General features: G+C 73.6%; 13 protein-coding genes and 2 pseudogenes. 5 read left to right on the top strand and 10 right to left on the bottom strand.

Features of this window, described 5'->3' with window-relative positions; genetic code table 11:
- Positions 1-7 precede the first annotated feature (7 nt).
- The 3 genes and pseudogenes from dhaL (at position 8) to LNW71_RS31655 (ending at position 1591) form a co-directional block, all read left to right on the top strand.
- Complete coding sequence (dhaL, locus tag LNW71_RS31665) at positions 8-622, top strand: dihydroxyacetone kinase subunit DhaL (RefSeq protein ID WP_250971315.1); 615 nt, start codon at positions 8-10, stop codon at positions 620-622.
- A pseudogene (locus LNW71_RS31660) lies at positions 619-1028 on the top strand (PTS-dependent dihydroxyacetone kinase phosphotransferase subunit DhaM). The gene dhaL and the pseudogene LNW71_RS31660 overlap by 4 nt, the downstream one beginning before the upstream one ends.
- A gap of 56 nt (positions 1029-1084) precedes the next feature.
- Positions 1085-1591 carry an NUDIX domain-containing protein gene (locus tag LNW71_RS31655; RefSeq protein WP_250971314.1) on the top strand — a complete coding sequence of 169 codons (507 nt, stop codon included), beginning with the start codon at positions 1085-1087 and terminating at the stop codon, positions 1589-1591.
- A 36-nt stretch (positions 1592-1627) separates the two neighbouring features.
- On the opposite strand, the gene abc-f is transcribed toward LNW71_RS31655, so the two are convergent.
- From abc-f to LNW71_RS31640, 3 genes are all read right to left on the bottom strand, one after another.
- Positions 1628-3271: a ribosomal protection-like ABC-F family protein gene (abc-f, locus tag LNW71_RS31650; RefSeq protein ID WP_250971313.1), complete on the bottom strand. Its 1644-nt coding sequence runs from the start codon at positions 3269-3271 to the stop codon at positions 1628-1630.
- A 258-nt stretch (positions 3272-3529) separates the two neighbouring features.
- A complete protein-coding gene (locus LNW71_RS31645) occupies positions 3530-4468 on the bottom strand; it encodes a M56 family metallopeptidase (protein WP_250971312.1) in 939 nt (312 codons plus the stop codon).
- A complete protein-coding gene (locus LNW71_RS31640) occupies positions 4465-4908 on the bottom strand; it encodes a BlaI/MecI/CopY family transcriptional regulator (protein WP_250971311.1) in 444 nt (147 codons plus the stop codon). The genes LNW71_RS31645 and LNW71_RS31640 overlap by 4 nt, the downstream gene beginning before the upstream one ends.
- Positions 4909-5058: 150 nt before the next feature.
- Between LNW71_RS31640 and LNW71_RS31635 the strand changes: the two genes are divergently transcribed.
- Positions 5059-5694 carry a DedA family protein gene (locus LNW71_RS31635; RefSeq protein WP_250971310.1) on the top strand — a complete coding sequence of 212 codons (636 nt, stop codon included), beginning with the start codon at positions 5059-5061 and terminating at the stop codon, positions 5692-5694.
- The gene (locus tag LNW71_RS31630; RefSeq protein WP_250971309.1) at positions 5694-6296 is read left to right on the top strand and encodes a phosphatase PAP2 family protein; all 603 of its coding nucleotides are present in this window, start codon (positions 5694-5696) and stop codon (positions 6294-6296) included. Before LNW71_RS31635 ends, LNW71_RS31630 begins: the two co-directional genes overlap by 1 nt.
- A gap of 62 nt (positions 6297-6358) precedes the next feature.
- Here LNW71_RS31630 and LNW71_RS31625 read toward each other — a convergent pair whose 3' ends face one another.
- The 7 genes and pseudogenes from LNW71_RS31625 to LNW71_RS31595 form a co-directional block, all read right to left on the bottom strand.
- Positions 6359-6688 carry a DUF6191 domain-containing protein gene (locus LNW71_RS31625; RefSeq protein ID WP_250972221.1) on the bottom strand — a complete coding sequence of 110 codons (330 nt, stop codon included), beginning with the start codon at positions 6686-6688 and terminating at the stop codon, positions 6359-6361.
- Positions 6689-6797: 109 nt separating this feature from the next.
- Positions 6798-7838, bottom strand: a complete 1041-nt coding sequence (locus LNW71_RS31620; RefSeq protein ID WP_250971308.1) for an NAD(P)-dependent alcohol dehydrogenase — start codon at positions 7836-7838, stop codon at positions 6798-6800.
- Between the two features lie 56 nt (positions 7839-7894).
- The gene (locus LNW71_RS31615; RefSeq protein WP_250971307.1) at positions 7895-8668 is read right to left on the bottom strand and encodes an SDR family NAD(P)-dependent oxidoreductase; all 774 of its coding nucleotides are present in this window, start codon (positions 8666-8668) and stop codon (positions 7895-7897) included.
- Positions 8665-9336 carry a TetR family transcriptional regulator gene (locus LNW71_RS31610; protein WP_250971306.1) on the bottom strand — a complete coding sequence of 224 codons (672 nt, stop codon included), beginning with the start codon at positions 9334-9336 and terminating at the stop codon, positions 8665-8667. Before LNW71_RS31610 ends, LNW71_RS31615 begins: the two co-directional genes overlap by 4 nt.
- A gap of 107 nt (positions 9337-9443) precedes the next feature.
- Positions 9444-10657: pseudogene (locus tag LNW71_RS31605) on the bottom strand (PP2C family protein-serine/threonine phosphatase).
- A gap of 363 nt (positions 10658-11020) precedes the next feature.
- Complete coding sequence (locus LNW71_RS31600; protein ID WP_250971305.1) at positions 11021-11773, bottom strand: GNAT family N-acetyltransferase; 753 nt, start codon at positions 11771-11773, stop codon at positions 11021-11023.
- Positions 11770-12690: an NADP-dependent oxidoreductase gene (locus tag LNW71_RS31595; protein ID WP_250971304.1), complete on the bottom strand. Its 921-nt coding sequence runs from the start codon at positions 12688-12690 to the stop codon at positions 11770-11772. The genes LNW71_RS31600 and LNW71_RS31595 overlap by 4 nt, the downstream gene beginning before the upstream one ends.
- Between the last annotated feature and the right edge of the window lie 397 nt (positions 12691-13087).

Below are 13087 nucleotides of genomic sequence, written 5' to 3'. Positions count from 1 at the left end.
AGAGCATGTGCTCGACGCCGACTTCTTCCGCCGCTGGATGACCACGACCGCCGCCGCCGTGGACCGCGAGGCGGAGCACCTGACCGAACTCGACTCGGCCATCGGGGACGCCGATCACGGCAGCAATCTGCAGCGCGGCTTCACCGCCGTGTCGGCCGCCCTGGAGGAGGAGCCGCCGCAGACCCCGGGGGCCGTGCTGATGCTTGCCGGGAGGCAGCTGATCTCGACCGTCGGCGGAGCGTCCGGTCCGTTGTACGGGACCCTGCTGCGGCGGACGGGCAAGGCGCTGGGCGACGCCGCCACCGTGACGGTCGCGGAGCTGGCGCAGGCGCTCGGGTCCGGCGTGGCGGCCGTGGCCCAGCTGGGCGGCGCTCAGGCCGGGGACAAGACGATGCTGGATGCCCTGCTGCCGGCGGCCGAGGCCCTCGGGACGTCGTTCGAGGCGGCACGGGACGCGGCGCGGGAGGGCGCGCTGGCGACCGTGCCCCTGCAGGCACGCAAGGGCCGGGCGAGTTATCTCGGTGAGCGGAGCATCGGCCATCAGGACCCTGGGGCCACGTCCGCGGCACTGCTGATCGCCGCGCTCGCGGAGACCGACGGTGCGGCAGGGGGTGCCGTGTGAGCGCGGACAAGCAGGTGGGGATCGTGCTGGTCTCGCACAGCGGGCCGGTGGCCGAGGCGGTGGCCGAGCTGGCCAAGGGACTCGCCGCCGGAGGTGCGACGGCGCCGGTGGCCGCGGCCGGGGCACCCCCGCGGGCGGGCTCGGGACGAGTACGGAGCTCATCGCGCAGGCGGCAAGGTCGGTGGACGCGGGCGCGGGAGTCGCGGTACTGGTCGATCTGGGCAGCGCGGTGCTCACGGTCAAGGCGATGCTGGCCGAGGGCGACGAACTCCCCGAAGGCGCAAGGCTGGTGGACGCCCCGTTCGTGGAGGGTGCGGTGGCCGCGGTGGTCACCGCGTCGGCCGGCGGCGACCTGGAAGCCGTGGCGGCGGCAGCGTCGGAGGCGTACGACTACCGCAAGGCGTAGGCGGGGTGCCGTGTCGACGGTGGCGCCTCGCCCGCCGGTCACTCACACTTGAGGCCATGTCACCGAATGTGCGGCGCAGCGCCGGGCTCCTCCTGTTCCGTACCTCCGGCGGCTCCGGGCTCGAAGTCCTCATCGGGCACATGGGCGGGCCGTTCTGGGCGGGCCGGGAGAGCGAGGCGTGGTCGGTCCCGAAGGGTGAGTACGGCCCCGAGGAGGAACCGGCGGCCGCTGCCCGGCGGGAGTTCGGGGAGGAGTTCGGCCACCCGGCACCGGACGGTACGTGGGTGGCACTGGGCGAGTCCCGGCAGCCCAGCGGCAAGATCGTGACGGTGTGGGCGATGGAGGGCGATCTCGATCCCGCGGCGGCCGTTCCCGGGACGTTCACGATGGAGTGGCCGCGGGGGTCAGGCGTGCAGCAGGAGTTCCCGGAGATCGACCGGTTCGCCTGGTGCACGCCGGAGGTTGCCGTCGAGTGCCTCGTGAAGGGCCAGCGGGTCTTCGTGGACCGCCTGCGCGAACACCTCAACGGTGGGCAGGGCCCGTCCACGCACGCCGCCTCCTGAGGCGGCGCGCGACGGCCTGGACGGTCGGCACGCAGGTCAGGGGCCGGTGACCGGGCCTCCCTGGTGGAGTTCGAGCCGGTCGCCGGTGAAGCGGCTGCGGAAGCTGCGGTCGTGCGAGACGACCACGACGGCCCCTGGATAGGCAGCCAGGGCCGCCTCCAGCTCCTCCACCAGGCCGAGTGCGATGTGGTTCGTCGGCTCGTCGAGCACCAGCAGATCGGCAGGCCGGGTCACCAGCCGGGCCAGCGCCAGCCTCCGCTGCTGGCCGATGGAGAGATCGGCGACCGGGACGCTCAGGTCCTCGGGGCGGAAGAGGCCGAGGGCGAGAAGCATGTCGGTGTATTCGTCGGCGTGGCCGGGCCGGCCCGCCGCGAAGGCCGTCAGGAGCGTGCGGCGGGTGGGCCGGGCGGGGAGCTCCTGAGGGAGGTACCCGATCCGGGCCCGACGGTGCACGGTGCCGGAATCGGGCACGAGGTCCCCTGCCAGGACCCTCAGGAGGGTCGACTTCCCGGCACCGTTGGCTCCGGTGACCAGCAGACGCTGTCCGGCCGTCACCCGCAGCCCCGGCATCCGCAGCCGGTCGCCGACCGCCACGGAGTCCAGTTCCACGAGTGGTCCCGGGGACCTGTCGCCGTCGGCGGCGAGGACCAGGCCGGCGGAGAACCGCAGCGGTCGCGGCGGGGCCGGCACCGGCGCCCTGCGCAGCCCCTCCAGCCGGGTCCTGGCCGCTCTGACCTGCCCGGACAGTTTGGCCTCGTGCGAACGGCGGTGCTTGCCGTAGCCCTCCCCCGGGTCCTTCCCGGTGGTGGCGAGCCGCCTGCCCGCGGAGTCCACGAGCTCTTCGGTACGGGCCAGTTCGTCCAGCCACTCCTGATGGTCCTGCGCCCAGCGGCGGCGGGCGGCCGCCTTCGACGTGCGGTAGCCGTCCCAGCCGTCGCCGTACCTGGCGACGCTGCGCAGGTCGCGGTCGACCTCGACGATGACGGTCGTGGTCCGTTCCAGGAACGCCCTGTCATGGGTGACCACGACGACGGTGCCGTGGTGGGCGCGCAACTGGTCCTCCAGCCAGGTGGTGGCCCCGGGATCGAGGTGGTTGGTCGGCTCGTCGAGCAGCAGCAGTTCGGGGCGGGCCGCCAGCACGCAGGCGAGCGCGAGCCGTGACTGTTCGCCGCCGGAGAGCGTGCCGAGCGGGCGCCCCCGGGTGAGGTGCCCGATTCCGAGGCCGTGCAGCGCGGCGTCCACCCGGGCATCGGCCAGGTACCCGCCCCGCGCCTCGTACGCCGTCAGCAGGTCTCCGTAGTGGGCGAGCCGGGTGTCCTCGGGGCCGCCGGGCAGGGCCAGTTCGGCTTCGGCGGTACGGATCCGCCGCTCCAGTGCGCGGAGTTCGGCGAGTGCGGCGTCCACGGCGTCCTGCACCGTGCGGCCGGGGTGGAGGGCGAGGGTCTGGGAGAGGTAGCCGGTGCCGCCGGGGAAGCGGACGGTGATCTCTCCGTCGTCCGGCGACTCGGCGCCGGCCATCAGCCGCAGCAGAGTGGACTTCCCGGAGCCGTTCTCGCCGATCACCGCGACCCGGTCGCCGGGACGGACGGTGAGCGACACCTGGTCGAGGACGGCGCGGTCCCCGTACCTCTTGGAGACGTCCTTCAAGGTCAGCTGGGCGCGGTCGTGCTTGGGTGACATGGGTTGCTTCCCTCAGGTGACATGCCTCGGCGGCCCCTGGCAGGGGACGGCGGGCGAGGATTCCGGACGGGCGGAGAGGACGGGGCACGCGGGGTGACCCTGCGGGTCACGGGCGACGCTCGGCGTCGCGCGGTGGCGTCCTGGCCGGAATCAGCGGAAGAAGTAGTACGAACCCATGGGTGGATTCTAAACAGGGGGGTGAGGGGCCCGCAGGTCCTTTTCTCCCGGTCGGTGAGTCGGGCGCCCCCAACGGGTTTGCTACGGGTTCTCGCCCTGAGCGACCTCGATGCTGCTGTGCAGGTCGTGCGTCGCGTCCAGCGAAGCCGCTCCCGAGACGACCAGGCAGGCCAGCAGTGTCACGGCGGCTGCCCGGCCGATGCGCGGGCGCGCAGCGCTGCGGCCCAGCAGGGCGGCCACCCGGCGCGGTACGGGCCCTGCCGTCACGGGGAGCGCAGCGGCGGGGCGGGGGCGGGAAACTTCCCCGGCCGCGCGGGCGGCGAGCGCCGCGCGGCCGATCGCGCGGGCGGCGACCCGGCGGTCACCGACGGCGTGTGCGGCGGCCTCGTCCGCGCACCTCTCCAGCGCGTAGCCCATGGGGGCGCGCAGCGCCCGCAGTGCCGGGTGGCAGCGTGCGGAGAGCTCGGCGGCGGCGAGGTACAGGTGGTGGCGGCCGGCGAGGTGGGCGCGCTCGTGGGCGAGGAGCGCGTCGCGTTCGACGGGGTCCAGGGCGTGCAGCATGCCGGTCGTGACCACGATCCGGCCGGGGCTGCCGGGCCGTCCGGGCAGTGCGTAGGCGTCGGGGTGGCCGTCGCGCAGCACGACCAGTTCGCTCCCGTCACCCGGGTCCTGACGGACCGACCGGTGGAGCCGGAGCCAGTGACCGCGCACCGCGCCGGCCACCGCCGCGGCGCAGCCCACGAGCAGCGTCAGCGCGACGGCCGCGAGCGGGGCGGCGACGGCCGGTTCCGCGGCGGCGAGCGGGTGTACGAACTCCCCGGCGGCGGCGACGGCGGGCAGCCGGCCCGCGCCGGGCACGACCAGCAGCGCCAGGGCGAGCACGGTGCACAGGGCCAGACCGGCGCCCGTTGCCGCGAGCAGCCGGGCGGCCCGTGCGGGCGACAGGACATCCGCCAGCCGGCCGGCCGCGGGAACCACGACGAACGGCACCAGCAGCGGAATCCATACGGCGTAGATCATCGGGCGTCGCCGTCGAGCAGGTCGCGGAGCAGCCGCTCGTCCTCGTAGGTGAGCTGCGACACGAATCTCGCCAGCACCGTGCCGCGGTCCTCGTCCTTGCGCAGTTCGCTGTGCATCCTGCGGGCGGTCAGCCCGGCCGCGTCCTCGGTGGGGGTGTACGCGAATCCCCGCCCCGACCTGGTGCGGTCGACCGTGCCCTTCTCGTAGAGGCGCGACAGGATGGTGGTGACGGTCGTGCGGGCGAGTTCCACCCCGATCGCCCCCTGCACCTGACCGACGGTGAGCGGGGCCCCGGCGGCCCAGAGGGCAGCCAGGATCGTGGACTCCAGCCCGCCGGAGGGGCGCCGCTCCGCCGGGACGTGCCCCGCGCCGACGGCTTCCGGTCCGGCGCTCGGACGGGGGTCGGGTTCTTCGCCGGATATCCCGTTCACCTGCGTCATGGGAACTGTCCTCCCCCTTCGGGCGTCTACAGTGATGTAGACCGTCTACACCACTGTAGTCAGTCCGGGCGTTCCACCGGCGCGCCCGTTCACCATTATGGGAGACCCACCACCGTGTCCGTACTCTCGTCCGCAACGACGTCACAAGCGGTGAACCTGCTGGATGCCGGTTCGCTGCTCGCCACGTTCGGCGCACTCGGCATCGCCGTCGTGCTCTTCGCCGAGACCGGGCTGCTCGTCGGCTTCTTCCTGCCCGGCGATTCGCTGCTGTTCACGGCGGGCCTCCTCAGCGTGCCCGGCACCCAGGGCCCCGTCGAGCTGTCGTTGCCGCAAGTGCTGATCGCCGCGGTGAGCGGAGCCCTGCTCGGCGCACAGGCGGGCTACTGGATCGGCCGCCGGGGCGGCCGGGCGATGCTCGCGCGCAGCCGCAGCAGACGGCTGCACGAGGGCGCGGACCGCGCCGCACAGCTGCTCGCCCGGTACGGCCACGCCCGCGCGATCGTGCTGGCCCGCTTCGTCCCCGTCGTGCGAACGGTGCTCAACCCGCTGGCCGGGGCCCTCGACGTCCCGGCCCGGGTGTTCACCCTGTGGCAGGTCGTCGGCGGCGCGGTCTGGACGGCCGGGCTGGTGCTCGCCGGCTACGCGCTGGGGTCCTCGGTGCCGAATGTCGACCGCTATCTGCTGCCGATCGTCGCCGTCGTGGTCGCGGTCTCCCTCATCCCGCTGGCCGCCGAGCTGCTCCGCGCCCGCGGCCGCCGCCGCATTCCTGAAGGAGACAACAACTGATGGCTCCCGCCTCCGCGGCCGGCTCGATCGACGGTGGGCTCTACAGCTGGGTCACCGAGCTGGCCCAGCGTGCCCCCGCCACCCTGGATTCCGCCGTTCGCCTCTGGTCGGACTACGGGCTGGCACTGTTCGCCGTGATCATGCTCGTGTCCTGGTGGCGCTCCCGCTCCGCGGACCCCGGCCGCACCGCCATGGCGCTCTGCGCCCCGCTCGTCGTCGTCGCCGCGTACGTCGTCAACGATGTGGTGAAGTCGGCCTTCCACGAACAACGGCCCTGCCGGACGCTGCACGTCGTGACGGTCGAGGCGTGTCCGGCGCTGGGTGACTGGTCCTTCCCGAGCAACCACGCGGCTGTCGCGGCGGCCGCGGCAACGGCGATCTGGCTGACCGGCCGGCGGCTCGGGGCGGTCGCGGTGCCGGCCGCGCTGCTGATGGCGGCGTCCCGGGTGTGGGTCGGGGCGCACTACCCGCACGATGTGCTCGTCGGGCTGCTGACCGGCGCCCTCGTCGCGTGGCCGCTGACGGTCGCGGCCCGTCGTTGTGCCCCGGCGGTGGTCAGGATGCGTGACAGCCGGCTGCGCCCACTGGTGGCGGCGCCATGACCGAGGAGCCGCCGACGGCACCGCGCCCGCCGTGCGCACCGGCTTGATCCAAACGAGAGGCCCTAGAGGCCCTGACCGCCGTGGCCGGGCAGGCGGATGACGGCGAGGCCTCCGTCGAGGTCGACGGTGGAGCGGTGGGGCGGGGCTCCGTCCTCCTCGTCGTCGCGCATCAACAGCGCGCTCCGGCGCTCCTGGAGCTCGCTCTGCTTGCCGGGCGAGAAGGCCGCGTGCAACTGCTCGAAGCCGGTCGCCGACACCTGGCCCTGGCGGGCGCTGTTGCGCCATGGCAGCAGACCGGCCCGGCCTGCCCGCAGCATCAGCTGGTCGAGCAGGGCGAGGACCGTCAGACCGATCACCAGCCCGGGCAGCGTCATCAGCACCAGGAACCCCATCCCGGCAGTCTCGCCGTCCGCGGACGCGGTGCGCATCCGTCAGGAGAATGACAATGCGGGCCGGCGCACGGTGCGCCGGCCCACAGGGTCACGGGGGGTACCCGGCCGGTCAGCCGTGGGGAAGGATGACGGCCCGGCCGTTGATCTTGCCGTCGTGCAGGCGTTCGTATGCCAGCGGTGCCTCGTCCAGTGCGTACGTCTCGACGTGGACCTCGACGGATCCGGCGCGAGCCAGTTCCAGCACCTCGGCCAGCTCGGAGCGGGATCCCCAGTACGGGGCGGTCACCGTCGTGCTGAACGGGAGGGAGCCGAAGCCCACCGGCAGCGCTCCGCCGCCGATGCCGACGATGGTGACGTCGGAGTCGATGGCGGCGGCCGCGCCCGCCGTGGCCACGGTGGGCGGGGCTCCGACGAAGTCGAGGACGACCTGCGCGCCGATGCCACCGGTCAGTTCACGGATCCTCGCCGCGGCATGCTCGTCGGACAGGACCGTCTCGTGCGCCCCGACCGTGCGGGCCAGGGCGAGCTTGTCCTCCGTGACGTCGAGGGCGATGACCCGGACGGCCGTCATGGCGCGCAGCAGCTGGATGGCGACGTGGCCGAGTCCACCGGTCCCGATGACGACGGCCGTCGCCCCGGGCACCAGCTTCGGCAGCGAGCGCTTGATCGCGTGGTACGGGGTGAGCCCGGCATCGGTGAGCGGCACGGCCTGCATCGGGTCAAGGCCGCCGAGGGGCACCAGATGGCGAGGGTCGTCGACGATCATGTACTCGGCCATGGCGCCGGGCGATCCAAGGCCGGGCGGGTTGATGCCGAGCTCCTTGGCGCGCAGGCAGTAGTTCTCCTTGCCCTCGGCGCACTTGACGCACGTACCGCACCCCCAGGGGCCGTAGACCGCGACGGACTCGCCGACGCCGAGCCCGCTGACCCCTTCGCCGAGCGCGGCCACCGTGCCGACTCCCTCGTGACCGAGGGTGAGCGGGAGGGGGTAGGGGAACTGTTCCGCGGGCCAGCTCATGACCGCGATGTCGGAGTGGCAGACGCCTGCGGCGGTCACCTTCAGCAGCACCTGGCCGGGACCGGGTTCCGGGTCGGGCACGGTGACGACCTCGGGTGCGGCGCCGACGGTGCGGTACTGGACGGCTTTCATGGGTCCTCCTTGACCTCTTCTGTTCTCTTTCTCGCCCCCGTGCCCCCGTCCGCCACTCAGGAGGCGGAGAAGCCGCCGTCGACCAGGTGGTAGCTGCCGTGGATGAAGGAAGCACGGTCTGAGAGCAGGAAGGCGGCGAGTTCCGCCACCTCCTGCGACGTGCCGAGGCGCCCCGCCGGGTGCAGCGAGATGAGGTGGTCGCGGGCGGGGCCCTCGGTGTTGCGCAGCAGCGGGGTGTCGATGAAGCCCGGTCCCACGGCGTTGACGCGGACGTTCTGTGCCGCGTACTCCAGGGCCGCAGTCTTGGTGAGGCCGACCACTCCGTGCTTCGCGGCGACGTAGGCGGGCGAGCCGGCGAAACCGTTGGTGCCGAGGATCGAGGACATGTTGACCACGGCGCCACCACCCGCGGCGACGATCGCGGGAAGCTCGTAGCGCATCGAGTAGAAGACTCCGCTGAGGTTGGTGGCGACGACCCGGTCCCAGTCCTCGATCGCGTACTCGCCGGTCGGGCTGCTCGGACCGCCGATGCCCGCGTTGTTCACGGCGAGGTGCAGGGCTCCGAAGGTGTCGACGGCGAACCGCACCCCCGCCTCGACCGAGGCGGGGTCGGTGACGTCCATGGCGACGGCCGCGGCCCGGCCGCCCTCGGCCTCCAGTGCGGCGACCGCCTTGCGGGCGCTCTCCTCGTCGTGGTCGGCCACGACCACGGACGCGCCGGCGGTGGCCAGCCGGTGGGCGAGGGCCAGTCCGATGCCGGATGCGCCTCCGGTGACGAGGGCCGTGCGTCCGGCGAACTCCTGGGCGGGGGTGGCGGGGGTGGTGCTCATGACGTGCTGTTTCCTTCCGTGGTGCTGTGTGACGCCGCGCCTGCGGGGAGCCGCGTGAGCAGTTCTCCCGACAGGGCGTCGAATGCCTGCTCGACGAGTCGGGGCAGTTCGTCGGGGCAGCCTCCGCGCACCCAGGCGGCCTGGGCGGCGAGGAGCGCTCCGGCGCCGGCGGCGACCGTGACGGCGGGGCGGATGTCCTGCCGCGGGTCGGTTCCCAGCCGCTGGGCGACGATGGCGACGGAGTCCTCCTGGGCGTCCACCCGGATGTGGTGGAACGCCGCGTAGAGGGTCGGCTCCTGCTCGGCGAGGACCAGCAGCTCGTAGATCCTCGGGCGGCGGTGCCATGCCGCCGCCTCCGGGTCCGCGAGCCAGTCCAGGACGGCCCGGCGGTACGCGGTGAGCGGCGGCTCGTCGGCGGGACGGGCCCGCAGTGCGTCGTTGATGCGGTCCCCGTCGCCCCGGACCGAGTCCAGGACAGCGGCTTCCTTGCTGGTGAAGTACCGGCTGAAGGTGCGGCGGTCGACATCCGCGCGTTCGGCGATCTCCTCGACCGTCACGTCCCTCAGGCCCCGGTCGAGCACGAGCTCGAACGCGGCCCGCGCCAGCGTGTCCCGGGTCCGGCGGGCCTTACGGCTCCGTCGCTCGGTGGTGTTCCCGTCCCGATTCATAAGTGCACCCTACACCCATAAATGTCCCGCTGCGACAGAAGTCCCTACGGGACAAGTGAGGAGGTTGACCGCACGGCGCGGTTCCACGGGTGCCTGCGGCGAACCGGCTACCGCGCGCTGAAGGCCTCCGCGGCCCGCCGTGCGCCGCCGTCGGCCGTCACGGGACGGCGGCGGCTGCCGGACGGGGCCCGGCGCAGTGCGAGCACGGCGATGTCGTCGCGCCGTACGCCGCCGGAGAAGTCCTCCAGGTCCGCGTGGAGCGTGTCCAGCAGTTCGCGGGGCCAAGGCCCGCCCACGGCTCCAGGCGTTCGTCCAGCGGGTAGAAGGTCCCTGCGGCGTCGCGGGCCTCGGTCACCCCGTCGGTGAACATCAGCAGCGTCGCGCCGGGCGGGAAGTCCAGCCACTCAGCGACCCGGGCCTCGTGGCTGAGCTCGGCCATGCCCAACGGCACCGATGTGCGGCCCAGCGGTACGGGGGCTGCCGCACCGTCGTGCAGCAGCCGGGGCGGCAGGTGGCCGCAGTTGACGGCCTGCACCCGGCCGTCACCGTCGAGGCCGAGCACCAGTGCGGTGACGAAGCGCTCGATCTCGCCGGTCTGGGCGGAGAAGCCGTTGTGCCGTACGACCGCGTCCTCGACCGCGTCGACCACAGCGGTCAGGGCGGGCTCCCGGATGGCCGCCTCCCGGAAGGCGCCGAGGGCGGCGAAGCCCGCTCCGATGGCGGCCAGGCCCTTGCCCTGGACATCGCCGATGATGACGCGCGTGCCGTACGGCGATTCGACGACCTCGTAGATGTCGCCGCCGACCAGGCGGTCCTCCTCGATCGGCGTGTAGATGCCTTCCACGAGGACCTGGTCGGTCAGCACGGGCAGCGGGCGCAGGATCTGCCGCTGGAGGGCCACGGCCGCGGACCGCAGCCTGGCGATCTCGGTGGCGTGCCGGATCCTCAGCGAACAGGCCCCGACACCCAGCCCGCAGGCAAGCACGGTGAAGCCGACCCCGCTCGCGATGTCCCAGAACGTGCCCCCGGACACCAGCCGGGAGGCGACGATGATGGGCATGATCCAGGCTGCCACGGCGACGGTCTGGCGAACCGTGCAGAACACGGAGACGAGTGCGGGCACCACGACCAGCAGCGGGATGAGCCGAAGGTCCTCACCGGTGTTGGCGTCGAGAGTCACCACGACCAGGGACAGCAGGGCCAGGCCGGCGAAAAGGACCGGGGTGGCGATCCGTGCCTCGACGGCCGCCCGCTCCCCCGCGTCCGTCCCGGGCAGCTCCGCCCCGCGCGTCGTCGACGGACGCTGTACCCCGATCGTCACGGCCATCTCCTCCCGCAGCCGCCGGGCCTGCCCCGGCACTCCCTTCCAGTGCACCGGGACCGGGACGAGGGCGCACGGGGCTTTGGGCCCGACGAAGCGCGCCGAAGGTCCCCGGTCCGGTCGCAGGGACCGATGTCGGGCCGGAGGTCCCGGACGAACGTCCCGTGCGGGCCGTCCTGGCAGCACGTGCGGGCCCTGCATCCGCAGCGGAGATCAGGCCGGCGGCCCCGGCCCGGCGGGGTGCGCCTCCGGAGACCCGGGCCCGGAGACCAGGGCCCGGAGACGAAAGGCTTGGGTCCGAAGCCCCGGCCGGAAACTCCGCGCCCTGCGCGGCCCCGGGCGGCGGTCCAGAGCCCGCCGGCGTCAGTTCGGGGCAGCCGTGCCGGCCGCCTCCCCCTGGCGGACCCGTATGCCCTCCGGCACGAGGGCGGCCAGGAACGACGTACGGCGGCGGAGCCCGAATCCGAGGGATTCGTAGAGCCGCACGGCATGGGTGTTGGCCGCCGCGGCGTGCAGGAACGGCGTTTCGCCGCGTTCCCTGATCTCGTGGGACACAGCGAGCAGCAGGCGGGTGGCGAGCCCCTGCCCCCGGACGGACTCGTCGGTGCAGACGCCGCTGATCTCGCTCCAGCCGGGCGGGTGCAGCCGTTCGCCGGCCATCGCCACGAGCGCTCCGTCGCGCCGGATCCCGAGGTAGGTGCCGAGCTCGACCGTCCGGGGCAGGAACGGTCCCGGACGGGTGCGCGCGACCAGGTCGAGCATCTCGGGCACATCGGCCGGCCCGAGGCGTACGGCCTCGGGATCCGGCGCGGCCGCGACCCCCGTGTCGACGAGCTGGACGCCCTCCGCGTGGAAGGTGATCTCCCAGTCGTCCGGCGGCGGCTCACGGAACGCGGTGATGGTGACGGCGCCACCGGGTCCGGCGAGCGCCGCGGCATCGGCCCAGTCCTCGGCGCCCGGCCGCTCGGGAACGGCGACCCAGGGCGTGACGTCCGCCGGGTAGCGCAGGATGCGGCCGCGCCGTTCGGCGAAGCGGGCGTGCGGGCCCGTCAGCGAGGTGCCCACCGGGTCGTCCAGCGGGTGCACGGCAGCGGCCGGGACCTGCGGCGCGCTCATGCGGTCACCTCGATCACGATCTTCCCGCGGGCGTGTCCGCTCTCCACCGTACGCAGTGCCTCACCCGCCGCGGCCAACGAGAAGGTGCGGGTGACGTGTGTGCGCAGAACTCCTCCGACGACGAGGTCCGCCACTTCGTCGAGGACCGCCGCGGTGCGGGCCCGGGCGACTGCCGCCCCGCCGAGCTCCTGCGCCAGCGGCTTGCCGGCGGCGCTGATGAGTCGGGCGGGATCGGCGAGCAGCGGGGCCACTTCCTTCAGGGTGTCGCCGCCGACCAGGTCGAAGATCGCGTCGACGCCGTCGGGAGCCGCTGCCCGTACCCGGTCGGCGAGGCCGGCGCCGGATTCCACGTGCACCGCGCCCAGCGACTCGACGAAGTCCTTCTTGGCCGGGCTCGCCACGCCGATGACCCGGACGCCCGCGTGGTGCGCGAGCTGGACCGCGGCGCTTCCGACGCCGCCTCCGGCCCCGGTGACCAGCAGCGTCGAGCCCGGCGCGGGACCGAGCTGTCGCACGCCGTCGTAGGCGGTGGCCGCCGCGACCGGCAGGGCCGCCGCGTCGGTGAACGACAGCCCGGCCGGCTTGTGCGCGGTCACGGCCACCGGCAGCAGCGTGTACTCGGCGTACCCCCCGGTCACCGGGTTGCCGAAGACCTCGTCCCCGACCGCGAACCCCTCGACGTCCGGGCCGATCGCCTCGACCACTCCGGCGGCCTCGCTGCCCAGCACGGTGGGCAACGGCTGCGGTTCGCTGCCGGGCCTGGTGTACCCCGCGCGCAGTTTCCAGTCGACCGGATTGACCCCCGCCGCCCGTACGGCGACGAGCAGCTCCCCGGGGCCCGGCACCGGAGCGTCCTGCTCGACGAGTGCCTCCACCTCCGGTCCGCCGTTGCGGGTGAACACGTACGCCTTCGGCATGAGCTCCCTCTCTCCTGATTCCTGGCACCGGCCAGTGTGGCGCGCACCGGTGCTACAGCAGCAGGAAGGCCCAGCTGCGCGTGCGTATTCCCCGAGAGGTGACGGGTTCACCGGCCCGCAATGAATCCGCTCCCGTGCACGTCGCAGCGCTCGCGGGAGGCCTCGGTGTCCTGGAGGTACCGGAGGTACCAGCGGGGCCACCGGGCGCACCTGCCGTTCACCCCAGCAGCGATCCGCCGAGCCGGCCCGGCGGATCGTCACCCGCCGAGCTGGACGCGCCTGTTGAGGGAGTCCCGGCGGGACCACCGTCGATTTCGACTCAACTACCGCTGGATATGCGCCGGTCGGTGCCCCCTGCACCCGATGCTGTGGCACTCTGGTGACGACCGCCCCACCG

Origin of the sequence: Streptomyces sp. RKAG290 (assembly GCF_023701695.1) — a bacterium.
Lineage (GTDB): Bacteria > Actinomycetota > Actinomycetes > Streptomycetales > Streptomycetaceae > Streptomyces.
The sequence above is the reverse complement of the archived record's forward strand: the minus strand, read 5'-3'. Positions and strand labels throughout refer to the sequence as shown.